Annotated in this window: 18 protein-coding genes; 15 read left to right on the top strand and 3 right to left on the bottom strand. The window is 35.5% G+C overall.

What is annotated here, in order from left to right:
- Positions 1-138: 138 nt before the first annotated feature.
- Positions 139-1,311 carry an ISL3 family transposase gene (locus BUB90_RS16710; protein WP_073289584.1) on the bottom strand — a complete coding sequence of 391 codons (1,173 nt, stop codon included), beginning with the start codon at positions 1,309-1,311 and terminating at the stop codon, positions 139-141.
- Between the two features lie 150 nt (positions 1,312-1,461).
- Here BUB90_RS16710 and BUB90_RS16705 point away from each other — a divergent pair, with 150 nt between their 5' ends.
- The 11 genes from BUB90_RS16705 (at position 1,462) to BUB90_RS16655 (ending at position 17,340) form a co-directional block, all read left to right on the top strand.
- On the top strand, positions 1,462-2,997 hold the full coding sequence (locus BUB90_RS16705; protein WP_073289583.1) for an ABC-F family ATP-binding cassette domain-containing protein: 1,536 nt from the start codon (positions 1,462-1,464) through the stop codon (positions 2,995-2,997).
- A gap of 35 nt (positions 2,998-3,032) precedes the next feature.
- Positions 3,033-3,929: a GNAT family N-acetyltransferase gene (locus BUB90_RS16700; RefSeq protein ID WP_084139330.1), complete on the top strand. Its 897-nt coding sequence runs from the start codon at positions 3,033-3,035 to the stop codon at positions 3,927-3,929.
- Between the two features lie 468 nt (positions 3,930-4,397).
- Positions 4,398-5,792: a magnesium transporter gene (gene mgtE, locus BUB90_RS16695; protein ID WP_073289582.1), complete on the top strand. Its 1,395-nt coding sequence runs from the start codon at positions 4,398-4,400 to the stop codon at positions 5,790-5,792.
- Positions 5,793-6,390: 598 nt separating this feature from the next.
- A complete protein-coding gene (locus tag BUB90_RS16690; RefSeq protein WP_073289581.1) occupies positions 6,391-7,203 on the top strand; it encodes a MerR family transcriptional regulator in 813 nt (270 codons plus the stop codon).
- A 37-nt stretch (positions 7,204-7,240) separates the two neighbouring features.
- A complete protein-coding gene (locus BUB90_RS16685) occupies positions 7,241-9,547 on the top strand; it encodes an ATP-binding cassette domain-containing protein (RefSeq protein WP_073289580.1) in 2,307 nt (768 codons plus the stop codon).
- A 130-nt stretch (positions 9,548-9,677) separates the two neighbouring features.
- Positions 9,678-10,631, top strand: coding sequence for a phosphotransferase family protein (locus BUB90_RS16680; protein ID WP_073289579.1), 954 nt, complete (start codon positions 9,678-9,680; stop codon positions 10,629-10,631).
- A gap of 211 nt (positions 10,632-10,842) precedes the next feature.
- Complete coding sequence (locus BUB90_RS16675) at positions 10,843-11,493, top strand: DUF1062 domain-containing protein (protein ID WP_073289578.1); 651 nt, start codon at positions 10,843-10,845, stop codon at positions 11,491-11,493.
- Between the two features lie 290 nt (positions 11,494-11,783).
- Positions 11,784-12,641, top strand: coding sequence for a patatin-like phospholipase family protein (locus BUB90_RS16670; RefSeq protein ID WP_073289577.1), 858 nt, complete (start codon positions 11,784-11,786; stop codon positions 12,639-12,641).
- A 319-nt stretch (positions 12,642-12,960) separates the two neighbouring features.
- Positions 12,961-15,279: a glycoside hydrolase family 31 protein gene (locus BUB90_RS16665; protein WP_073289576.1), complete on the top strand. Its 2,319-nt coding sequence runs from the start codon at positions 12,961-12,963 to the stop codon at positions 15,277-15,279.
- Positions 15,280-15,322: 43 nt separating this feature from the next.
- Positions 15,323-16,012 (top strand): response regulator transcription factor, encoded by a 690-nt coding sequence (locus BUB90_RS16660; RefSeq protein ID WP_073289575.1) that lies wholly within the window; start codon positions 15,323-15,325, stop codon positions 16,010-16,012.
- Positions 16,000-17,340, top strand: coding sequence for a sensor histidine kinase (locus BUB90_RS16655; protein WP_073289574.1), 1,341 nt, complete (start codon positions 16,000-16,002; stop codon positions 17,338-17,340). Before BUB90_RS16660 ends, BUB90_RS16655 begins: the two co-directional genes overlap by 13 nt.
- A gap of 208 nt (positions 17,341-17,548) precedes the next feature.
- On the opposite strand, the gene BUB90_RS16650 is transcribed toward BUB90_RS16655, so the two are convergent.
- Both BUB90_RS16650 and BUB90_RS16645 read right to left on the bottom strand, forming a co-directional pair.
- The gene (locus BUB90_RS16650; protein ID WP_073289573.1) at positions 17,549-18,310 is read right to left on the bottom strand and encodes an ABC transporter ATP-binding protein; all 762 of its coding nucleotides are present in this window, start codon (positions 18,308-18,310) and stop codon (positions 17,549-17,551) included.
- Positions 18,311-18,507: 197 nt separating this feature from the next.
- Complete coding sequence (locus BUB90_RS16645) at positions 18,508-20,820, bottom strand: ABC transporter permease (protein WP_073289572.1); 2,313 nt, start codon at positions 20,818-20,820, stop codon at positions 18,508-18,510.
- Between the two features lie 320 nt (positions 20,821-21,140).
- On the opposite strand from BUB90_RS16645, the gene BUB90_RS16640 reads away from it, so the two are divergent.
- From BUB90_RS16640 to BUB90_RS16625, 4 genes are all read left to right on the top strand, one after another.
- On the top strand, positions 21,141-21,830 hold the full coding sequence (locus tag BUB90_RS16640; RefSeq protein ID WP_073289571.1) for a response regulator transcription factor: 690 nt from the start codon (positions 21,141-21,143) through the stop codon (positions 21,828-21,830).
- The gene (locus BUB90_RS16635; protein WP_073289570.1) at positions 21,820-23,112 is read left to right on the top strand and encodes a HAMP domain-containing sensor histidine kinase; all 1,293 of its coding nucleotides are present in this window, start codon (positions 21,820-21,822) and stop codon (positions 23,110-23,112) included. The genes BUB90_RS16640 and BUB90_RS16635 overlap by 11 nt, the downstream gene beginning before the upstream one ends.
- A 286-nt stretch (positions 23,113-23,398) precedes the next feature.
- Positions 23,399-24,154, top strand: a complete 756-nt coding sequence (locus BUB90_RS16630) for an ABC transporter ATP-binding protein (protein WP_073289569.1) — start codon at positions 23,399-23,401, stop codon at positions 24,152-24,154.
- A 91-nt stretch (positions 24,155-24,245) separates the two neighbouring features.
- Entirely contained in the window at positions 24,246-26,576 is a 2,331-nt protein-coding gene (locus tag BUB90_RS16625) for an ABC transporter permease (RefSeq protein ID WP_170865522.1), read from the top strand.
- Positions 26,577-26,672: the final 96 nt, after the last annotated feature.

Here is a 26,672-nt window from a genome sequence, read left to right as displayed (position 1 = left end):
GGCTCTTTGTCAAGTGTTGGGGTGCGAGGTGCGTTGCACCCGCACCAATACTGGATAGAGAGCTGTTTTTATGTTTTGTTCTATAGTATCTATTTCAGAGCATGCAAAAAAAGCCAAGTGCCAGTCTGTTAAATTATGTTAGTTGCTATGCAAGATTCTAGTACGGAATCTTTTGAAATTGCGTATTCCATAAGATGTACGTTTTATTACTTTGATTTTGTTATTAAAACCTTCCGTAGGTCCATTGGTGATTCTATATTTAAACGCATTTAGTATTCCTTCGGACCAATGTCTATAAGTAGCAGCACACTTTTCAAATTCAGGAATGTCGCACTTTTCAGCCATCTTAATCCAATCCCAAAAGTCAAGTCTTTGCTTTTTGTACTGATTGCATTGGCAAATGTCATAAAAATCTTCTTTTAGTCGATGAGCTAAACGTAAGTCATCACTGTATTGAAGCATTAAGTCACATGCTTTTTTACTTTCATCCTTTAATGTATAATATCTAGCAAGAATCAACTTATGGCTACGTTTGTAGTATTTACGTAGAGATGGAATCATTGATGTCTGTAATCTCTTTCTTACATTCTCAATTGCCCAAGTAACCTGTCTGATAAAATGATATTTATCAATAATAACCTTAGCATTCGGAAAATATGTATGCGCGATATCTACATAAGGTTGCCACATATCACATACAAAATATTTTACACGATAACGTTCTGAACGATTTATTTTTCTGAAGTATTCTGAAAGGTGAGGCTGCGTACGATCAGGAAGAATATCAAGGATAGTTCGTTTCTTAGGATTTACAAGAATACATTGATATTTACCTGTTTCAGCGTTACCTTTGAATTCATCAATTGAAATAGAATCACCTAATTTGGGGCAATCATAGCCTATGGTATCAAGTATACGAATCACAGTATTGATTGATAAATTTGTGATTTCAGCAACTTTTTTGATAGAAACGGTATTTCTAAGTAAATCAACAGTTTTCATAGTGAGTCTTCTGGTTCTTTGCTGGTATCTGGACAAGAATGAATACGATTCAAAAAAGCGTTTCCCACAAGAACAAATATACCTGCGTTTTCTTAAAACAAGATAGCAATCCTTCAACTGAAAAGGTAAATCCTTTATTTTTTGCATACGGTAGTCGTGAATTCGTTTTGTCTCGTTTCCACAAGCGGGGCATGTGTGTAAAGTAGGTTTTGTTTCAATGTGAATTTCAATAAAATGATCTGCTTGGGTAATTTTTTTTACTTTAACATCTTTTAAATCTAGTAATTTATTGATATAATTAGATAGCATTTATATGCACCTCCGAGTGATTGTTGGCTAGACTGGCACTTGGAGGTCTTTTTTATTATAAAATAAAATATTGGAGTTTACGAGTCTAAATCGTATACCCCAACATTTATTATAGAGCCGTTGAGATATTCGAAAGGAGTTAAGGAATATATGTTACAGATTAAGAATTTAACAATGACACATAAAAAGGATTTAAGAACGATTTTAGCTGATTTTTCTTTGACCTTGAATGATGGAGATAAGGCGGCGATTATAGGGGAAGAGGGAAATGGAAAATCCACATTAATTAAGCTGATTTATAATCCAGATAGGATTCAGGACTATATTGAATATACTGCAGAGAGGATTAATCGAGAAAACCATGTAGGATATCTAGCACAAGAATTACCGACTGTGGATATGGAGAAGACAATATATGAGTATTGTTTAGAAGAAGAGACATTCTCTGAATTAACACCGAAAGAACTAACGGACATTGCACGCCAAGTTGGTTTTTTAATGGAGCGTTTCTACTCGGATCAAACAGTAGGTACGATGTCTGGCGGTGAGAAGGTTAAGTTACAATTAGCAAGATTATTAATGAAACAACCAGATTTATTATTACTAGATGAGCCGTCTAATGACTTAGATATTGATACATTAAAATGGCTAGAAACATTTATAATCAAATGCCAGAAGCCAGTATTGTATATATCCCATGATGAAACCTTATTAGAGAATACCGCTAATATGATTATTCATCTAGAACAAGTAAGAAGAAAGACTGTTCCAAAGCATGTAGTTATTAAGATGGGGTATGCCGAGTATTATGATACGAGAATTCGTGGGCTTGAGCATCAAGAACAAGTAGCAAGAAAGCAAAGAAGTGAGTATCAAAAACAAATGGATCGCTATATGCAGATTCAGCAAAAGGTAGAACATCAACAGAATACAATAACAAGACAGGATCCAGCTGGTGGACGATTATTAAAGAAGAAGATGCATTCCGTTAAGGCGATGGGAAGGCGATTTGAGAGAGAGAAAGAGGGATTTCTTGATATTCCAGATACAGAAGATGCGATGTTTATAAGGTTTACGAATAATGCAGCGATACCAAATGGTAAGGTAGTACTGGATTATTCATTAGATGAGTTATGTATAGAAGACCGCGTTTTATCAAAGGATATCCATCTTCGCATCGAAGGTCCGAGGAAGGTAGGTATTATCGGTAAGAATGGTTGCGGTAAGACAACTTTGATGAAACAAATAGTTACACAGATGTTAGCAAGGACAGATGTTAAAGTGGCATACATGCCTCAGAATTATACTGACCTACTTGATATGAATCAAACGCCGGTGGAGTTCCTAACAAGAACGGGAGATAGAGAAGAGAACGTAAGAATCTGTACCTATCTAGGAAGTATGAAGTATACAGCAGATGAGATGAATCATAAAATAGAAGATTTATCTGGCGGTCAGAAAGCTAAACTGATTCTTTTGAAGATGAGTATAGAGGGTTATAATGTATTAGTATTAGATGAGCCAACGCGTAATTTTTCACCACTATCGAATCCCGTTATTAGAAGAACGTTGTCAGATTATACTGGTGCTATTATCAGTATATCCCATGATAGAAAATATTTGAATGAGGTATGTGATACTATATATGAGTTGACGGAGAACGGGTTGAGGCTCTGCGAAGAGTAGGTATACAATATAAGAAGAAATCGGAGGAAAGTAAGATGATGCAATATAGATACGTTACAAAGTATAAAGATAATGATTCAATAAGAGCAGCACTAAATCAACTAACAAGAGAAACCTTTGGTTTTGATTTTGAATCATGGTATCAGAATGGGTATTGGAAAGAAGATATGTACATGCCACATTCCTTGATGGATGGGGATCGTATGGTTGCCAATGTATCAGCAAATCGTATGGAGTTCGTGATTGGTGGCGAGAGTAAACACTACATTCAGATTGGAACCGTAATGACTGCGAAGGAATACCTTGGTCAGGGCTTAGGAAGATATCTTATGGAAAAAGTGATCGATACTTATAGAGATGAGTGTGATGGAATCTATCTTTTTGGAAACGATAGTGTGCTTGACTATTATCCCAAATATGGATTTCAAGTTAGTAAGGAATACATCTACAAAAAGGAGTTGCCAGTAGATGAAGTGAAAGAAGAATCGCTAGAGCTCAATAAATTTGGGAAGTTTATTAAGATAGAGAATCCATCGAATGAGGATAGAATAAAATTCTTTGACTATGTTAAGCAGGCAGTTTCAAATGATGGTATGACAATGAGAAACGTTGGCTTGATGGGATTTTATTTGCATGATCTAGAGGACGTGTACTATAGTGAAAGTTTAGATACGTATGTAGTAGCCGATATAAAGAATCAGGCATTGTATCTTAGTTGTATTATAGCAAAGAAAAAGGTAGAGCTAAAGGATATTCTTGATTCTTTCTCAGAAGTGGCAGATGAGGTTGTACTTGATTTCACTCCTAGCAATATAGATGGTTTTGAAGTGGAAGAGTTCCAAGAAGAAGACTGTACATTATTCTATATAGGAGAAGATCTTAAGAGAATAGAAAGAGAGCACCTACATTTTCCTGTAATAAGCCATGCTTAGTGCACCAATATGCCTACAAGCCCTATAACTACGAGAGAAGTGAGTTTTGTTTTATACTACGATAGCTATTAAGTTGTCTAAAAGTGAATAGTTAAATATATACCACCAGCAAGTTGCTAATTTTAAATTCAATTTGCTGGTTTTTTGTGTAGAAAACAGGTTGCGAATACTGATTTGACAGATACTTAATATGTAGAATGTATGGAACGAACCAATATTACAGATACTACAGTAAGTAATGTATTCGTATCATATTCTTCGGAAAACTGCTAAAATTAGCAATTTATGAGCTAATGTGGTATACTAGCTTCTAAAGGATGGTGATTACATGGACAGTGACGGTCGAAGTCATAGGCGGAGTAGAATAGAATATTGCAGGATGATCGATCGACAATGTGCATGTTGATCGATTAGTTTGTATCCTATTTACTCCCTTGCATTGTACGAATGGAAAAGGAGGTATATAGAATGCATATCAAAAAAAGAAAGAAGGAAACCGTGTTACAAGAACTGATTGCGATTATTACTAGTAACGCATCAGATCAAGAAATTAGGGAAAAGTTAGATGATTATCATGAGAATGATATTGCAGAAGCGTTAGAGAATCTTGGTGAAGTAGAGAGAAAAAGGCTGTATCACATAATTGGAATTGAGAAGGTTTCAGAAATCTTCACCTTCCTAGATGATGTTGGTATGTATCTTGAAGAATTAGGTCCACAGAAAGCAGCAGGCATTATTGAAAACATGGATGCTGATGATGCGGTTGATGCTCTTGATGAAGTGGATTCTGTTATGAGAGATCAATTGATTCAATATATGACGAAAGAAGCAAAAGAAGATATTGAATTAATACGTTCTTATGATGAAAACGAGATTGGTAGTCAAATGACTACCAATTATATTGAAATTGGACGGGATTTATCAATTAGACAGGCAATGAAAACTCTAATTGAGCAAGCAGAAGAGAATGATAATATCTCTACTATCTACGTCAAAGACGATAGCGACAAATTCTATGGTGCAATTGATCTGAAAGATTTAATATGTGCAAGAGATTACGTTGAACTGGAGTCTTTAATTAGTACATCATATCCTTACGTTAGAGCACACGAGAAGATTGATGATTGTATTGAACGTTTGAAGGATTATGCGGAAGATTCGATTCCTGTACTTGATGACGCAGACACATTACTAGGTGTAATTACCTCACAAAATATCGTGGAAGTTGTAGACGATGAGATGGGGGAGGACTACGCCAAATTAGCAGGTTTAACTGCTGAGGAAGATTTGAATGAGACACTTCTTGAAAGTATGAAAAAGCGTTTACCTTGGTTAGTGGCTTTACTTGCACTTGGAATGTTTGTATCATCAGTGGTTGGAATGTTTGAAAGTGTAGTATCCCAAATTGCTCTGATTGTTTCGTTTCAGTCATTGATTCTTGATATGGCTGGTAATGTTGGAACACAGTCGTTGGCTGTTACAATTCGTGTACTAATGGATGAACGATTAACTATGAAAGATAAGGTAGAATTAGTCTGGAAAGAAATCAGAGTTGGTTTCACTAACGGTTTTATACTAGGCATTTTATCGTTTTTATGCGTCGGAGTATATATATATTTACTAAAGGGAAAAACACCAATCTATGCGTTCTCAATATCAGGTTGTGTTGCAGTTGCCCTCATTGTTGCAATGACGATATCAAGTTTTGTAGGAACTATAATACCAATGTTCTTCCACAAGATTAAGATTGATCCTGCTGTTGCTTCAGGTCCATTAATTACAACAGTGAATGACCTTGTTGCAGTAATTACTTATTATGGAGTTGCCTGGTTGTTATTGATTAATGTATTACAATTAACATAGAGAGTTAAAATACAACAATAAGATAAGATATTTTGTGTTACACTAACTATTAAGTAAAAACCTAAGAGATATTCTTTTGAAAGTTCTCTTAGGTTTTTATTGTTTGGAGCTCCCTATACTATTGTCTTCATTGGTTTGTTCGATGAATATTGTACTTGACTCTCCCGTAACTGGAGCTATTATGATAATATAATAGCTCCAGTTAATGTATGTTAAAGAGGGTCTACGTATCATTGTATGGGTAAATAGGTAGCCTTAAAATGGTGAAAAGTTTCGTAATTACCTAATAAAATTCGGGTGTCAAAAGCATCCCGTAAAACTTGCCTTCGTCAATTTGCACATATAGCACTAGACTAATGTTATGTCGAACGTAGTTGTTGAGCAACTGTATGAAGTCGTTGGTACTTTGGCTCTGTATTTTAGAGCCTTATGTACCACTACGAACTTCATCCAAGCGAGAGCGTGTTGCGAGTGAACTACGTTTGGCATAACTTATTCACACATAAATTTGTGCAAATTGACGAGATAAAAAAACAAACTGGATTTTGACACTGGAATCCTAACAAGTATTAAACAGAGAGAGGAGATCGTTGCCACTATGTATCGAATAGGTGAATTTTCTAAGATGAGTAAGGTTTCAATTAAAACGCTTCGCTATTATGATGAAATCGATTTGCTAAAGCCGGAATGGATAGACAATGAAACGAACTACCGCTTCTATACGACGAATCAACTGGTACAGATTCATCAGATTCAATCCTATCGTCAAATAGGATTGTCAATTGATGAGATTCGTCTTATCCTTATGGGAAAGAATGAAGAGCTAATACTATCGAAGCGACAAAAGGAAATAGAAGAAGCAATAGTACTTATGCAAGAACAGTTAACAAGAATTGAATTTATGAAGGAAGAAAAAGGTGAAGAAGCCTATATGAGTTATCATGCTGTTGTGAAAGAGATACCAGAGTATATTGTATACTCAGCAAAGTTGGAATTAAGAGACTATAAGGATTACTTCACGGTACTACCACCGTTAGGAGCTAAAGTAATGGAAATGAATCCAGAGATAAAGTGCGTAACTCCAGAGTATTGTTTTATCTCTAATATGGATATGGAGTATCGAGAAAAAGATATTCATATTGAGTTTTGTGAGGCGGTCGACCGATTTGGTGTAGCGCCAGAAGGGGTTGAGTTTAAGAAAATTGAATCAACAACCGTGGTGTCTGTAATGCATAGGGGACGTTACCAAGACTTTGGGCTTGCATATGCGTATGCATTTGACTGGATTGAGAAGAATGGATATATTGTTACAGATAATCCAAGAGAATCTTATATTGATGGAATCTGGAATAAAGAAGATGAGAAGGATTGGTTAACAGAGATTCAGATACCAGTAATTAAGAGACAGTAATAATGTATATGTGGAGCGCATAGGAGGACAAGAGTATATGGAAGAGATTAAAATTAAGGGATTAGCACAGAATAACCTAAAGAACCTATCATTCAAATTACCCAAAAGGAAGATTATCGTATTCACAGGAGTATCGGGTTCTGGAAAATCGAGTATTGTATTCGATACTATAGCGGCAGAGTCACAAAGGCAAATTAATGAAACATATAGTGCCTTCGTAAGAGGCCGTTTACCAAAGCATGAAAAGCCACTAGTTGAGTTAATAGAGAACTTAACTGCGTCTGTCATAGTTGATCAATCACAATTAGGAGGGAATATACGTTCAACCGTTGGTACCATATCCGATTTATATGCAACGTTGCGACTTTTGTTTTCGAGAATAGGAGAACCATATATTGGCACAGCATCATATTTTTCCTTTAATGACCCTAATGGAATGTGCAAGGAATGTGCAGGAATAGGCAAAGTTACGAAAGTAGATTTAATATCAATATTAGATAAGACAAAATCTTGGAATGAGGGACCTTTAGAGGATAAAATGTTTAAGCCGGGTTCTTGGTATTGGCAACAGTATACGGATTCTGGTTTGTTTGATGTTGACAAGAAGATAGAAGAGTATTCACAGGATGAATTTAATTTACTATGGTATGGTTCAAGGAGCGGTCCAGACGGTGAGAAAGAACATCCAAAAGTAGAGGGATTACAAAAACAGTATGAGAGACTGTATCTAAAAAGAGATATTAGTAGTATGAGCTCACATACACAGAAGAAATCGGAGGACCTATTAATAGAGAAGGAATGCCCTGTCTGCAAAGGCAAACGATTGAATCAAAGAGCTTTAGAGAGTAAGATTCTTGGTTACTCTATTGCAGATTTATGTGAGATGGAATTCACGGAACTACGAGAGGTTTTGTTACAGATCTCAGATCAAAGAGCAAAGACCATGGTGCATTCATTAGTTGCCTCTTTGAATCGTATGATTGATATTGGTTTGTCCTATCTGCATATGAACCGGGAGTCTTCTACTATGTCAGGTGGAGAAGCGCAACGTCTTAAGTTAGTTCGCTATATGGGAAGTTCTCTTAGTGACATGACGTATATCTTTGATGAGCCAAGTACTGGATTACATCCAAGAGATGTTCATCGTATGAATGAATTATTAATTAGCTTACGAGATAAGGGAAATACGGTATTAGTGGTAGAACATGATGAAGATGTTATCTCTATAGCAGATATGGTGGTAGATGTAGGTCCCTTAGCAGGGAAAAAAGGTGGAGAGATTGTATTCCAAGGAACGTATCCTGAACTATTGAAATCGGACACTTTAACAGGACGATATCTAACCAAGCGTGCCGATATTAAGACAAAGGTAAGAAAACCTAAGGGGCATATGCCGATTAGAAATGCAACGCTACACAACCTGAAAAATATTGATGTTGACATACCTCTTAACATACTTACTGTAGTAACTGGTGTTGCTGGGTCTGGTAAGAGTACCTTAATCAGTGAAGTATTTGCTAAGGAATATGAAGATCAAGTTGTTATTGTGAACCAGAGTCCGATTACGGCAAGTAGTCGATCCATGCCGGCAACGTACCTTGGATTCTTTGATGAGATACGAAAGTTGTTTGCCGGAGAAAATCAAGTAGATGCTGGAATATTCAGTTTTAATTCAAAAGGGGCGTGTCCAGTCTGTCAGGGAAAAGGTGTAATCGTGACAGAATTAGTATTCATGGATCCAGTGATTACGGAATGCGAGGCTTGTAGTGGTAGTCGTTATAGTGAAGAGGCACTTTCGTATCAATACCTTGGTAAGAATATTACAAAAGTCCTAGAGTTGACAGTAGATGAAGCCATTGAATTCTTTTCTACTGCTCAAATTTCATTGAATGCACAGAATCGCAAGCCAGCTTTTGATAAACATGAGAGCAAGATTGTTAAGATTTTGCGAGCCATGAAAGAAGTCGGACTTTCTTATATGACTTTGGGGCAACCACTTAGTACATTATCAGGTGGAGAATTGCAAAGAATTAAATTAGCCAAATACTTGGATAAGAAGGGGAATATTTATATTCTTGATGAGCCAACAACAGGTTTACACGTATCAGATGTAGATAAGTTGATGGGATTATTCAATAAGATGGTGGATAAGGGAAATACCATTATTATCATAGAACATAACGTAAATGTTATGAGACAAGCCGACTGGATTATTGATGTTGGTCCCGAAGGGGGCAAGAATGGAGGCCGAATTGTATTCGAAGGTACTCCGATGAAGATGTGTCAGGAAGGGCAAACAATTACTGCAAATTACATTAGTAAAGGTGACAATATCTTAGTATAAAATGTGAGAATATTGTTAGAAACCGTAAAACTCTTATGGTAATATGAAGTAGGATGACGGTATCGCCTTAAGAAGACTCCTATTGATGCTGTTGATCTAATTAATAAGATGATGTAGGGAGATATTAACTATGGAGAGTTTAACAAAGAATAAGCAAGATAGGAAAGTAATCGAACAGATGGTTTTAAGAGCTTTTCCTACTATAACATGTAGAGAAATCATTGAGTTAAAAGAAGGCTATTTTAATGTTGCTTATCTAATTATATTAGATAACGATGAGAAGGCAATCCTTAAGATAGCGCCTCATCCAGATTCAAAAATCATGTCATATGAAAAGAATATTATGTTTAGTGAAGTGGATTCCCTTCGATTAGTGAAGAAGGAGACAGATGTGCCTGTACCTGATATTATCTACTATGACAATAGTTATGAGTTTTGCTCCTTTGAGTACTATTTCATGAGTGTTATTGAAGGAGAAACACTTAACGTTATTAGAGATTCCCTCTCAGAAGAGGAAAAGAAAGCAATACAAAAAGAAGTTGGAAGATATAATCGTTCCATTAATCAGATTATGGGATCAAGATTTGGATATTATGGTCAGCTAGGATTACAAAGTACGAATTGGTTTGAAGCATTTCGTAACATGATACAATTAGCATACCATGACGCCAATGCAGCTAATATTCCAGTACCGATTAATGAAGAAGAATTACTATCGTTGCTTGATAGAGATAAATCGTATTTTGATGATGTAACCGTACCGACATTGGTGCATTGGGATATATGGGATGGCAATGTCTTTATCAAGGATAAGAAAATCTCGGGAATCATTGATTTCGAACGCTGTATCTGGGGAGATCCCCTTATGGAGGTTGGATTTCGTAGTTATGAAAGGAACGCGGATTTCTTTGAAGGATATGGAGTTTTAAGTTTGACAAAAGAAGAGGACCGTCGTGCAAGATGGTATGATGTCTACCAGTTCTTATTGATGGTCTTAGAAAGCGAGTATCGGAAGTACGAGACAGATGATTTGTATAATTGGTCAAAAGATATGATTGTACAATGTGTAAAAGCAATTTCTTAGAGGATTTTTGTTGATTACCTCAAACATGATTAGAAAAGAGAATAAGGTAGTTATAAGGTTCCACATGAATTACACTTATAGTATATGAGAGGAGAGTGTTAATTGTATGTGTGAACCTTTTTATTTTGCATAGCAAAGGCTATTGCAAATTTGATTAATAATAGAGAATAGCCTTTGCAGAATCCATATTAATATAATAAGGAGATGCAAAATGAGCTATCATTTAACAAAAGAAGTTACAATCAAACCAACACAAGGACAACAAATCATTCGAAACTGTTCAAAGTGTGGAGGAAAATCAACATATATCAATACGGAGAATTTTCGAGTGAATGCCAATGGCAATGCTATTGATATATGGCTAATCTATCAATGTGAGAAATGTAAGACGACCTATAATCTAAGCATACATGAACGCATTCGTCCTAAGTCATTACCCCTAGAGGAATATGAAAAATACCTTTCTAATAACCAAGAGTTAGCATGGCATGTTAGTTATGATGGGGCGGTATTGAAGAGAAATCATGTAGAGATTGATATGGAGAAAGAGTGCTACTCCATGGAAGTAATAGAAAGTTCTGAGGCGAACATAGTAGAGAAGAATAACGATTCCGATACGAATATAATAGGGATAGATAATGATACAGATACGAATAGGATTGAACAGAAGTATCAACAAATAATACAGATTCAGAATCCATATCATATACGTTTTCGTATGGATCGTATCCTTGCAGACTTACTAGGACGATCAAGAACAGAGATTAAAAGATGGTTTGATGATGGGAAGATTGTAAGTCAACCGGATTGCAAAGTGAATAAAGCGTGTATGCAGGGGAATATTAAAGTGCATATCTTGTAGAGACTGTGAGAAACAGTCTCTTTTTTCGTTATGGAAGAGGTGGAAAGGACTAGATTTTGTTACGTTCATTTGGAAATATAATATCCAAAAAAATGATCAATCAAGTAGTATCCGTTAGCGAATAGGTCACTAAAAAGTTACCAATACTGGAAAATATAGAAGCATATGTGTATAATATAACTTATCGGAAGGAAATTAAGCATGAGCGTAGCGAGTATTTGATTTCTCCCGATAGGTGAGCTCTAGAGCTCACCTAATCTTTAGTATAAGTAATCGAAAGGAACGATAGCATGAAGGAGAGTACAGCATTAGTATTGGAAGGTGGATCCTTGCGTTGCTTATTCACAGCAGGAGTTTTGGATACCTTTATAGCAAATGGAATTGAATTTCCTTGTGTAGGCGGTGTATCTGCTGGTTCGCTCAGTGGACTAAACTATGTCTCAAAGCAAATGGGAAGAACGGCTAAAGTTAATATGGACTATGTAAAAGATAAACGATTAATGGGAATTCGTAGCTTGATTCGTAACCGTTCTATCTTTAACTTTGATTTTCTATTTGATGATATAGGAAAAGAGTTAATACCGTTTGATGAAGAAACATTTTATAATTCACCACAGCGTTATGTTGCATTTGCTACAGATTGCAAGACTGGAAAATTGGTAAGCTTTGAAAAAGGAAAGACCAAAGATATGATGATGGCATGTCGTAGTTCCTGTAGTATGCCATTGCTTTCCCCAATTGTCCATGTGGAAGGGATGGAATGCCTTGATGGAGGAATAGCAAATCCGATTCCTGTTGATTGGGCCATGAATGAAGGGTATGAGAAGATTGTAGTTGTCCTAACTAGACAAGAAGGATATAGGAAACAGCCTGTATCAAGTGCAATGATGCGAGCATATGAAAGAAGCTATAGAGACTATCCACGTTTGCTTAGGAAATTGAAGCAGATACCAAAGCATTATAATGAGATACAAGAAGACATTGCTAGGTTAGAGAAAGAGGGAAGAATCTTTGTGATTCGACCAGAGGAGCCTGTACTAGTATCTCGTGTGGAAAAAGATGTTCAGAAACTGCGTGACTTGTATGAGATAGGCAAAACAATTGCAGATAAACGAATGGAGGATATGCTTGCATATCTGAATGAATAATATAACTACACACTAAGAAAGACAATCTTCATAGTTTAAATGTGGATTCGTGGATTACAGATCTACTCCTCAAACAAACCAGATGAAAGATTGTTTTTTTCATTTCATAATATTATATAACTGGTTAGAGTGTCATTTGGAGTAGGTAATTAATTATTTATAAGACTAACCATCTGCACACGTCAGTACGTTCATCCACAATAATAGAATTAAAAAGCATAATAGTAATATAAGAGGTAAGGAAAGTGATTGTTACCTTGGTGGCAACATGATAAAATAAAGATATTGCAAAATGTAGTATAACAATGGAGGAAATAGAATGTTTGGCAAATTATTAAATCACCAAGTTAAGAATCAAGAAATTATAGTAGAATTCGAGAAAAAGCAAAGCAAGATACATATTATTACGGATGAGATATGGAATATATTTGCTTCTTTTGATAGTGAAGAGGAACCATCAGCGGCCATTGAAGGGAATAAACAAAGGGATACCGAGTTTACAGTTGTTAAGAAGGACGAGTATCTTCAGATAGCAACTAAAAGTGTTATAGCTAAGATATATGATGATTTTAAAATAGATTTTTATAATGCAGAAGGAAAATTAGTCTGTGAAGATTATAGAGGAAAACGAGTAGTACGGAAAGGTGTAAGTGAAGAATTCATACAAATGGCTCTACTAGAAGGACATCAAGTTGAACAGAAGAAGGAACACTATAAGATTGAAGTCCTAAAGAAGATGCAGGGTGATGAAGCTTTTTACGGATTAGGTGATAAAACAGGTTTTCTTAATAAGCGTGGCTATGAATATGAGATGTGGAATTCAGATATTCCAGATCCACAAGTAGATTCTTTTAAGGCATTATATAAATCAATCCCTTTCTATATTGCACTAAGAAAGGAAAGTGTATATGGTTTGTTCTATGATAACACATATCGCAGTTATTTTGATATGGGTAAAGAAAGTGATGAGTATTATTTATTCGGTGCAGAGCAAGGAAATCTTAATTATTATTACGTAGCTGGTGATAGTATCAAAACAATAATTAAGAATTATACCTATCTGACAGGACGTACTCATGTGCCTCAAATCTGGACCTTAGGATATCAACAATCAAGATGGGGATACGAATCGGAGAATCAAGTAAGGGAAATTGCAACAAACCTACGTAAATATGATCTTCCATGTGATGTTATACATCTTGATATTGATTATATGGAACGGTTCAAGGTATTTACGTGGAACAAGGAACACTATGATGATCCAAAGAAATTAATTAAAGATCTTAAAGAGGATGGATTTAAGATTGTAACCATCATTGATCCAGGAGTTAAGGTAGAAGAAGGATATTCTGTATATGAAGAAGGCGTGAAGAATGGATATTTTGCTACTGATAAAGATGGTGATATCTACGTGAATTCTGTATGGCCAGGAAAATCCGTATTCCCTGATTTCGGGAATGAAGAGGCACGAACTTGGTGGGGGAATAATCATTCCTTTTTATTGGAACAAGGGGTTCGTGGTATCTGGAATGATATGAATGAACCTGCTAGTTTTGAAGGACAACTTCCAGATGATGTTGTATTCTCTGATGGAGTAAAGAAAGCAAACCATGCAAAAGTCCACAATATCTATGGACATATGATGGCAAAAGCAACCTACGAAGGTTTAAAACGATTAGATGGAAGAAGACCATATGTAATTACAAGAGCTTGTTATGCAGGAAGTCAGAAGTATTCTACAGCTTGGACAGGAGACAATCATAGTATCTGGGCGCATCTGAAGATGGCAGTTCCACAACTTTGTAATCTTTCGCTAAGTGGTATGGCTTTCGTTGGTACCGATATCGGTGGATTTGGATCAGATACTACCAAAGAATTATTATGTAGATGGGTACAAGTTGGTTGCTTCTCACCATTATTCCGTAACCATGCAGCGAAGGGAACAAGATTTCAAGAACCTTGGCAATTCGATGAAGAAACCCTTAATATTAATCGTAAATACATTAATTTACGTTACCAGTTACTTCCTTACTTCTACGATTTGTTTTATCAGACAGAAAGAGAAGGATTACCAGTTATTCGTCCATTAATTATGCAGTATGAGAAAGATGAAGTTGCTAAGAACATGAATGAGGAATTCTTAGTTGGAGAAAATCTATTGGTTGCTCCTGTGCTAGACCAAGGACAAACTTGCAAAATGGTGTATCTTCCAGAAGGTACTTGGTACGATTACTGGACTAAGGAGTTAGTAGAGGGCGGAAGATATATCTTACGTGATGCTCCATTAGATGTTTGTCCGATTTATGTGAAAGCAGGTACAATTCTTCCTAATTATACGAAACAAAGCTATGTTGGAGAGAAAGAGCAAGATACATTAATTCTTGATGTTTATCCTGGAGAAGGAAGCTATACACATTATCAAGACAATGGTGAAGATTTTGCTTACCAAGCTGGAGAATTTAATGAATTCCATATCAAAGTGAATAAGGATAATACTTGTACCATCAATCTTGTACAGGAAGGTTATGATAAGGTCTATAAGATGATTCGTGTGAATTGTTTAGATCATGTAGTAGAGTTCCAAGTAAATGATATGGAAAGTGTTAATGGTGGACGAGTTATAAAGGTTACGTTATAAGAATAGTCTCACTGTGATGGGGGAAGGAGATTCGTTAACAAGTATGAAAGAAACAATCTTAATAATTGAAGATGACATAGATTTATCTAATGTAATGAAAGATTTCATTGCCAATGATGGCTATGATGTTAGACAAGCATTTACAGGGACAGAAGGTCTGAGAATGCTTGAAGATTGTGAACCTGCTCTTGTTGTACTAGATATTATGTTACCTGGAATTGACGGAATTGCTGTATGCAAGAAGATTAGGGAGGAGAAACTCCTCCCAATCATTATTATCTCAGCTAAGAACTCTGACTATGATAAGGTATTAGCACTTGGGGTAGGTGCGGATGATTATATGACAAAACCATTTTCTCAAATCGAGTTAGTTGCTAGAATAAAGTCTCACCTAAGAAGAGTAACACAGTTTCTTCCTGTTCAAGGGAGGAATAAGAGAAAAGAAAAATGTTTTGGTAACCTAAAGATATATAGTGATTCCTATGAAGTTACGATAGCTGGGAAGGCAATTGAGTTTTCGCCAAAAGAATTTCAGGTGCTTGATTTCTTATCTGATTATCCTTCGAGGGTGTTTACCAAGGACCAGATTATCAGTCAAGTCTGGGGGTATTCAGATTTTATAGATGATAATACAATTGCAGTTTATATTGGTAGAATAAGAGAAAAGTTAGTAAAAGAAGAGGCGTGTTATATAAAAACCGTGTGGGGAGTCGGTTACAAATGGGAAGGTTAACGATCAAACAGAAAATTATTGCATATTCTGGCACAATTATAGTAGGAGTGATCATACTTTGTGGGCTAATTATCTATCTGGTTAATAAAAACCAGGACGTATTGATTCATAATCGGGCGCGTGTATTGATGAGTAACAGTATCTATGAAGCGAATCAAGGAGATTATAGATCCTTGGAGGAATATTCCTACCTTGTCATTAACCTTAGTGGAGATGTGATTCATTCAAATCAAAAAAAGGATTTGGAGCAAAGTCCCATTGATATGAAGACAATAACAGGAAATTCCTATGGGAGCCAGAAGAATGAGAATTATGTCTATAGTGCACCCGTACTTGAGAATGAGTTACAGACAGGGACAATTTTTGTTCAGATTCCGTATGAGAAACTTATTGAGAAGCCATATTACCTCATAGGAATTATGCTGGCGGTAGGCATGATTTTATTAATTACAATATTGCACTTTATTCGGTTCTTAAATCAAGATATCTTGGTACCGATTCATCAAGTACACCTTTCTACGAAGAAGATTCGTCAAGGTAATTTACTAGAAAGAGTACAGTATGACTATGATGGTGAAATCGGTACGTTATGTCACGACTTTGAGGGTCTAAGAGATGAACTAGCCTATTCTATTCAAAACGAAAAGCGTTTGAAGGAGAAGGAAAAGTTATTATTAGCTTATATATCTCATGACCTCCGAACTCCCATTGCTACGATATCTGGTTATGTGGAAGGAATTCATACCGGTCTTGTAAAAGGAGAACGAGTGCAAGAATATACATCTATTATTCTAAAGAAAGTTATCATGTTGAATGGTTTGATTGATGATATACTAGAGCATTCGAAAGCACAATTATATGAATTCGATATACAGAAGGTAGAATGTTATTCAAAAGAGTTCTTCACTAGTATCGTAGAGGAATCAAGGGAAGATGTGAGGAAGAAAGGGCTAGAATTTAAATGCACGGAGATTCCTAATGTTCTTCTTAGTATTGATCAGAAACGAATTCGTCAAGTCTTACAAAATCTAGTTGGAAACGCAATGAAATTCACGAATAAAGGAACCATCACCATACTATTTCGTTACGAAGATGGTAAGCTAATCATAGCTGTTCACGATACAGGAATAGGAATACCTGCTACAGATCAAGCAATGATTTTTGAAGCATTCTATCGTGGTGAAAAGGCAAGAACCCTCAATGTTTCTGGCTCAGGCCTAGGGCTTAGTATTGCCAAATATATCGTGTCACAACACGGTGGTAGAATCTTCTGCGACAGTATTCTGAATGAAGGTACAACCCTAGAGTTTTATATTCCAGTTGCATAGATGTTGAAACACGCCGGGTGTTGCATAATTTATATCTTCGCATTTTTTTAAACGGAATGTTTTCACACACCAGTAAAAAAACAAACTTCACGAATCATCTATCAAGAGGTAGACAATTTGTTGAAGTTTGTTTTTTGATGTTGCTTTTCAATGCATTTGGAATATTGTTACAGTAGATAGTTTATATAAATCCCCTCAGATGTATATCCTACCAACCTTGCTCCTTTAAGAAATCGTATACAATGGATTTGCGCTCTTTTTCCTTATCAGCCGTATACGTCCCAAGGTTTAATTCTGCATATATATGGCCATCTGCCATATATAAGAGACGAGTTGCACGAGTTGCCGCCTTTAGGTCATGGGTAACCATAACAATGGATTGGCCTTGTTCATTTAGTTGCGTCAGACTGTCGAGAACTTGCTTGCCAGTAGATGAGTTAAGTGATCCGGTCGGTTCGTCACCGAATATAATCTTAGAACCACCAATTAAGGCACGACCGATGGCAACACGCTGTTGCTGACCACCAGACAGTTCACTTGGATACTTATCTTTTTCCTCTAATAGCCCAAATTGATCTAATAAGGATAGTGCTTTCTTGTTGATTTTCTCTTTCGTGTCTGTTCCATATCCAATATATGTGATGTTTTCAAGTGTAGTTAAATCATGAAGTAAATTCATACTCTGAAAGATGAAAGATACCTCCATTTTACGAAACTTGCTTAATTCCTTTTCTGACATATTCATAATATCTTTACCAAGGATATTAACAATACCACTTGTTGGGCGATCCATAGAGCTTATGGAATAAAGTAATGTAGATTTCCCACTTCCGCTACTACCCATAATAACAGTGAAATCACCTTCATAGATATTTAGGTCAATATTTTTAAGAACATTCAATCCCGTTTTTCCTAAGATATAGGTTTTACATAATTGTTTTGTTTCTATTATTATATTTTTCATATTCATATTCATATTCCTTTCATACTTTGTGTATCAAAGACTAAAAGCAAAACTCTTAAAATGTAAACTTACTTCTTGCCTAATTCACTATGACTAAAAAACGGTAGTGTAGCACTTAGGTGTGTAACGTGTTTTGTGTCATAGTGCATTAGGCAAGAAGTTGTGATAAATAAAGTTTGAGTTTTGCAGTAACAATTAAACCTCTATTCCTCCATTAGCTTCTTAGGTGAGATGTGACGAATCATCAAACTAAGGAGAATTGATATAATAGTAATCACTATAAGTCCGATTCCCACAAACATGCCTGTTGGTATAAGTTTAGTTTGGTAAGCATCCACGGTAAGAATGGATTGAAAGATACGAGCATTAAACAATTGATTTAATAGAAGTGCGAATAAGACTCCTACTATACTTAAAATTAAGATACGAAATACATTTCTTCTAATAATATAAGAATTAGTAAATCCAAAGGCTTTCATAATACCAAAATTCTTCTGCTGCTCATTATTGTTCATGATTATTAGATTAATAATATTTAGCAATGTGAAGCTACAGAAGATACCGATGATAATCATAGTAACTGGCGTCATAATTGACATTATGGATTGTTTTATATTATCTACGATGTCCTTCATAGTACCATAACGATAATCAGGAAAGGTATTTTTAAAATCGTCTTCGAACACTTTGGAATCAGCAGGGTTCTTTAAGTTAATTCCAATGGAGGTATTATAATTTTCTGCAGGGAATTCCGCTAAAGCATCCGTAACGAAAGCAAGACAATGTGGCATCATGGAATGAAATATACCAGTGATTAAGTAAGTATCGGTGGAATTATCGATGGTAAGTGATATGTTGTCTCCAATTGTATAATTACTATCTTTTAATGTGGTAGAATCAAGGGCAACTTCATTCTTATTCTCTGGTGCGCGTCCTTTTGCGTATTTGATTCCAGTAAGTTCGTAATCATACGTGTTCAGGGCTAGGATATTAGCATATTTAACATTAATACTTGGATCCTCGCATGAGACTTGCAGATCAGCATACGTAGCTCCGGTACCAGTGATATAGCTATCTACATAGGGACTATTCTTAACATAATTCAGCAAATCTTCTGGGATTGCCGAGTTATCTTTACTTAAGAAACAATTACTTTTTGGTTGTGCAACCCATGCAGTGGCATTATCCTCCATATGATCGAATGCATTGCACATATTTATTAGCATCGTTCCAATATAGAAAGAAAATGTAACGACGATAATAACGAGTAAGGAGCGATTGCGGTATTTGAAGATATCGTTAATTGCCATACTGAATGAGGAATGTGCATTCTTGATTATGGATTTCTTAAGTTTAGCTCTGGTTGACGTTATTCCAACATGGAAGGCATCTACCGGAGATATTTTACCAATTCTTCTTAAGGCAAGATAAATGCTGGCTAGTAGCAAAAGCGTGGTAAAGACAATAACGAATATAACGCGAGATATAGAGGCGGTGCTTAGATGATAAGAACCCATATATTCCATAACAATATTACCGATGAAGATGGATACCGGAAGACCTAGGAGTGCACCAATAATAATGGAGAGTATTCCTACTGCCGAATACGCTTTCATATAAAACCCCATTATCTCAGTAGTAGAGAATCCAACGGATTTGTAAGTTCCAATTGCTCCATATTCATTCAAGATAGTATTACGTATGAAGAAAAGTACGATAATGATAGTAATAAGAAACATGAATAGGGAGGTTAATGTTCCTAATTTGGAAACTAAGGAAGTCATTAAAGTTGCTTTAATTTTCAGATCATTCAATGTAGATTTTATCATGGCATAATGATCTTCCGTATAATGATCTTCAACCCATTGACTTAGCGTATCTATGTCTTGGTCAGATATTATACTTATGAATTCCATAGGCTGCCTACTCTCAAATATGCTATTATCCGATTTATTGAAGTAGATGAATGCTCCAGTGCTCATGGATACAGGCTTGGTGTTATCATTCACAAGGGCAGATACCGTGAGTTTGTGAGAAGTCCCCTTTATTGTAAATGTGTCCCCTACTTTAATGTCATGATTATCGGCTACTATTTTTTGAACCCATACTTCACCCGGAGCAGGAGAATTTGCAGTCGTGTTACTTGAGACAACCTCCATACGATAAGGCATACTATTGGTATCTTCTAGTTCTAGTGCAAAGAGTGGGGTGATGTAATCACTCACCAAAGTTTCTTTGTGATACATCGGTAGAGAATTAATAACGTAACCATTGTAGGTTGTTAAAGTAGCGGTAGAATCCTGTTCCTTTAATAGAGGACGAATATAATCGCTCGTTCCACCTGTTGCATAGAGAAATAAATCAGAATTATATTCTCTGGAAAATTGTTCTTTAGTATATTGTTCTACTTCAATGCTAAAGCTTAGGCAAGCGGACAATAACATGGCAGCAAAAGCAAGAATAAGACCAAGAACAATAAATTGAATCTTCTTTTTCTTTAATTTCTTAATCCACATAACAAGTATTCCTTTCGTTTGATTTACTTATATAAGATTTGAGGGCCAAAAGGTCGATTGATGATACACAAGTACTGGAAATCGTTGAATAAATATTATCTAGCATTCATCTTCAACATGGATTATGACCTTTTGTTTCTCAAGTCTTATATACTTACTTATATTTTAAAAAGAAATCCTATAACGCTTATGACAAAATTCTAAATAAATTCTTACAGTTAACTTATGTATGATAATTCCTATTTTATAGAGAGATGATAGTATTATATTGGCTAATTATGTATAATGAAAGTATAACACATTACGAAGGGGAGGTCTCCATGAGATACAAGTGTTTAATCGTAGATGATGAGGTTGAGTTAGCACAGAGTACAGCGGAGTATTTTAATTTGTTTGATATTTTAACTACATATGTAACGAATTATGAGGATTGTATAACATTTTTTAAGGATCATAGTGCAGATGTTATCTTACTCGATATTAATCTTGCAGATGCATCTGGTTTCAATCTCTGTAAGAGGTTGCGTGAGACGATTGATGTACCGATTCTGTTTGTTAGTGCAAGGACCAGTGATGATGATATTCTAATTGCCTTGAATATAGGCGGGGATGATTATATAACAAAACCATATACACTAAGCGTATTATTAGCAAAAGTAAAGGCCATTATAAAACGATATTCTTCAGCGCTTGATCAAAAAGAAGTAGAAGAAACGTGTTATACGAATGGAACGCTCACTATTAATTATCAGTTAGGGAAAGTGTATCTTGATGGTAGGGAAGTTCCTTTTAAGGCAATGGAATATCGTTTGTTATGCTATCTAATTCGCAATAGAGGTAGAATTATTAGTAAAGAAGAATTATTTCGTGAGGTTTGGGGAGATGCCATAACGGGTGATGGAACATTGAATGTACATATACGATATCTTAGGGAAAAGATTGAGGAAAATCCCAATGAACCAAGTCATATAAAGACTGTTTGGGGAAGAGGCTATATATATGAAGAGTAAGAGACTCATTCTACTTATATTTGCAATCTATGTAATCTTTAGTGGAATCTTATTATTACAAAACAATAAAGTAGTGGATAACCACTTTAAAGTAATTGATGTGAATGATTTGGTTCGCACTATTGAGGAGAGTTGGGATAAAGCAGGGATTGGTGATGCGGAGAGTAGACACATTACTGAATTAGCTGTTACCTATAACATGGGAGTAGCAGTATTAGATTTATCAGGTATGTGTTTATATAAAACGAAGGGGATGAAACAAAGTTCTATAAAAGAGGCCATTGAACATGGTGATACGATAATGGATTTGTGCAACGATGGAAGTATAGAAGGCAAGATAATATTATCTAATCTAAATATGGAAAGTCAGATGCAGCAGACATATATTAGTAGAATGATTATATACAGTACAACTTTGGTTGGTATATGCCTAATTCTATATATGCTGTACCTTGACCGTAAAGTGATTGCACCGTTTCAGAAATTAAATCGGTTCGCAAGGAATGTGGCAGCAGGAAACCTAGACACCCCGTTAGAGATGGATCGTGAGAATATATTCGGAGCTTTCACAGAGAGCTTTGATATTATGCGAGAACAACTATATCAAGCAAGAGAAAAAGAAAGAGAAGCGAATGAGAGTAAGAAAGAATTAGTTGCCTCTCTTAGCCATGATATTAAGACACCATTAGCATCTATACGTGCGATGTCGGAGCTGTTGGAGATCACACTTCATGAATCAAAACAACTTGAGAAAGTACAAGCAATACAAAAGAAAGCGATCCAAATTGAACAACTAACAAACAATCTTTTTCATTCTACCTTAGAGGAATTACAGACACTTAAAGTTAATGTAAAAGAAGAGGAGAGCTTAATACTAGATGATATTATTAGTACGACAGATTATCGACACTTAGTAGCGAATAAGCATATATGTGAGTGTATTATCTGTTGTGACAGATTAAGGCTTGAACAGGTTTTTGATAATGTTATTGCGAATTCATATAAGTACGCCAATACTAAGATTGATATAGTAAGCAGAGTCACAGAGTATACCTTAGAGATCAGGGTTAGAGATTATGGACAGGGAGTATCAACTGATGATGTACCACTACTCACCAGGAAGTTTTACCGAGGGAAGAATGCAGAAGGTAAGATGGGAGCAGGAATTGGATTATATATGTCTCATTATTTTATGGAACAGATGGGAGGGAGTCTAATTGCCAATAATTATGAAGTGGGATTTGAGGTTGTAATTGAGATTCCTCTTACAATGATAAGGTAGATGGAGTGAAGCGTTTATTTAGAATGGTTATATAGAACTATAATATAGACGGTATAAGGATAACTTAAAACACGATATCCTTTGACGAGCATGGTCAAGGGAAAGTGTACAGTAAGTTGTCCTTATTTTCTTGAGTAGTCTCTCTGTGGGTTCAGATTGGTATTATCAAACCAATTAAGAAATAATTAAGGTATACATAAAGACTGTTAAGTATTGCATCTGCTAAGATAAGGGAGTAGAAACAGAAAACTTGCAGCTAATTAGCAGGAAGAGAGGATTATAAATAATGAATAAGGTGATTGAAACTAAGAAATTATGTAAGACATTTTCTAATGGGGGCATACAACAACATATCTTGAAGAACGTAGATGTCCAGATCTACGAAGGAGATTTCACTGTAATCATGGGGGCGTCTGGTGCAGGTAAATCTACCTTGCTCTATGCATTGTCTGGAATGGATAAACCAACGCTTGGAGAGATTCATTTTTGTGGAGAAGAGATTAGTAAATACACAGATGATAAGTTAGCAGTGTTCCGAAGAAAAAACTGTGGCTTTATCTTTCAGCAAATCTACATGATGGATAAGATGAGCTTATTAGACAATGTGTTAGCTAGTGGGTTATTGGCTACTAAGAATAAGAAAGAAGTTACCAAAAGAGCGGTTGAGTTATTCCACAAAGTTAATATTGATGAAATAACGTATCGAAAATTTGCCTCCCAGATTTCAGGTGGAGAAGCACAAAGAGCTGGAATTGTTCGAGGATTAATTAATAAACCAAGTGTATTGTTTGCAGATGAACCAACAGGAGCATTGAACTCTTCAAATTCTACAGCGGTATTAGATGTATTCACTGACTTTAATAAAGAAGGACAGAGTATTGTTATGGTAACACATGACCTTCGCTGCGCTTTACGTGGAAATCGAATTATCTATCTTAAGGACGGTCAAGTTGCTGGAGAATGCTTGCTAGATCCATATAAACCTAAAGATGCAGCCCGCCGTACGAAGTTAGATGACTTCTTAAAAGAGATGGGTTACTAAGAGGGGGATAGTGTGAAAGAGGAAACTTTCACACGCAAATATGCGCCTGCAGCCCAAAGTTTGCAGGTTATGGAAAGGTATGGTTATCAATATGAATAAATTTAGAATTATTACTGCTGCCAAGTTTCGAAAGAACAAGGGACAGTATATTACATTTGCAATTATCTTATTTATAGCAGCGGCAATGTTAAATCTAGGTTTGGTTATTCAGATGAATTTTAAACAATCCTTTACAGACAAATGGATTGAATATAATACAGCGGATGTTACTACTATAATGATGGAACAGGATTATTCAGAGGACTACTATAATAAAATTAAGAATATTAAGGGAATAGATTCTATTGAGAAACGTGACTGTATCTTAATGGAAGGCTCGTATAGATTAAATGGATCTGAATTTAGTATGCCTAATGTATTCTATAATTTTGATGATACAATTAACATATCAAAATTAGGAATCATTGAACAAAAAGACATTACTAGCGACATGCCTGCTTATGTTTCATACTATCTTAAACATTCCGGTTATAAAATAGGTGATGCGTATGTATTTAACTCAAATAATACGGAGTATAGGTTTACCATAGTTGGATTTGTTGAAGATATGATATTTGGAACACAGAGTCTTTATAAACTTGGGATATATCTTCCAAATGAGTCATTTAAACAGTTAAAAGATTCGATAGATTCCTCAAATTATGCAGTTTCCATAGGAACAACACTTACCGATCGTAGTCAGAGTAAAGAAGTAGCATCTAGAATAACCGATATGTTAACAGGCAAGATGACTGCGACATACTCTTGTAGTTATTTTGATTATTGTAAACAGGTTCGTACAATGACAGCAAGTGTAGGTGGAATGATTTTTATCGCTTTCTCATGTATTATTGTTATTGTAAGTATATTGATTAGTCAATTCCGTATTAATAATGACATCGAGGAAGAGATGCAGAATATGGGGGTTATGAAGGCTCTTGGATATAAAGGAAACCAGATCATATTCTCTACGATATTTGCTTATGTTGTAATCGCAGGTTTGGCGTCTATGATAGGTGTCGGCTTGTCTTATGTAGCATTACCAGTTTTACAACAAGGATTTGATGCGCAAACAGGATTTGAATGGATTCAAAGTTTTGATTTTATCGCAGCGCTAATTACGGTTGTAATAATTACATTCCTAATTATCCTTGCATCCTATCTTACCGCTAGAAAGATACGTAAATTACAGGCAATTGTGGCTCTTCGCGGAGGTGTGAAGACACATAATTTTAGAAGAAATTATTTTCCTATGGATCATTCGAGGGGAAACGTTAATTATCTATTGGCGATTAAGGATTTATTCGCCAATGGTAAGAAGAATTTCTTATTATTAGTAGTAATTATGGCGACTGCATTCACAGCTATATTCGCTGGAACAATGTACTATAATATTGCAATTAAACCACAAGCTTTTATTGAAGCAATATGTGAAACAGTGCCTTCTGTAAGTTTCTTTGTGGCTGATTCCGAGGATACTTCACTCTTTGATGAAATTAGTAAGGATAAGAATGTGAAATCAGTACTTTACTATGATTCTGCCAAAGTGATCATTAATCAAGAAGAGATTAGAGCATTCATAACAGATGATTATTCCAAGATGGATTATTCCATTTGCTATGAAGGTAGAGAACCGGCTCATAATAATGAGATTGCTATTGGGAATTTTATCGCTGACTCAGGTAAATACAAGATAGGCGACAGTATTTCAGTCGGGTACGGATCGAATAAGGAAGACTTTATAATTACAGGCTTCATGCAGTCTGTTAATGAGCAAGGAAACTGTATCGAGTTAACAACGGATGGTATTATGAGGTTGAATGATCAGTTTAAAAAGACCGAATTAAACGTCTATCTTAATGATGAATCGGATACAGAAGGATATATTAAAGATATGCAGTCAAAATATCCGAATCAGATTCTTTCATTTGTTGACGTAGTAGAAACGACGGAAGGTGCGATGCAAGTTTTTGTAAATATTGCATCAATTATGGCAATTATTATTATCATTATCACAATTCTATTAATTGCTCTTATCTTATTCATTCTTATTAAGACAGTTATTCATAACAATAAAATGAATCTTGGAATATTAAAGGCTGTCGGCTATACAACAAGACAATTACGGTTACAAACCTCGTGGAGTTTGATGCCAGTTGTGGGTATTGGAGTTATAATAGGGGCAATCTTAAGTTATATAACAATGAACAACGTTATTGTTATATTATTCCGTGTTTTAGGAGTGATGAAGCTTGGTTTTCTTATACCAATACCAATGGTTATTATTACAGCAATAGTAATGATGGTTATTTCGTTCTTAATCGCGTTTGGTTTATGTGGTAGAATACGTAAGATATCTGCTTATGAGCTGATAAGTGAATAGAATAAGTGAATAAAGGGAAAAATCCTATTTTTACTAGCTGTTTAATAAGTTTAATGGAAGAATTTTCTTGACATTTAAAAATGCGCCTAATATAAT

The sequence above is a fragment of the Anaerosporobacter mobilis DSM 15930 genome, from assembly GCF_900142955.1.
Lineage (GTDB): Bacteria > Bacillota > Clostridia > Lachnospirales > Lachnospiraceae > Anaerosporobacter > Anaerosporobacter mobilis.
Note: the sequence above shows the minus strand (reverse complement) of the source record. Positions and strands in the feature narration are given on the sequence as shown.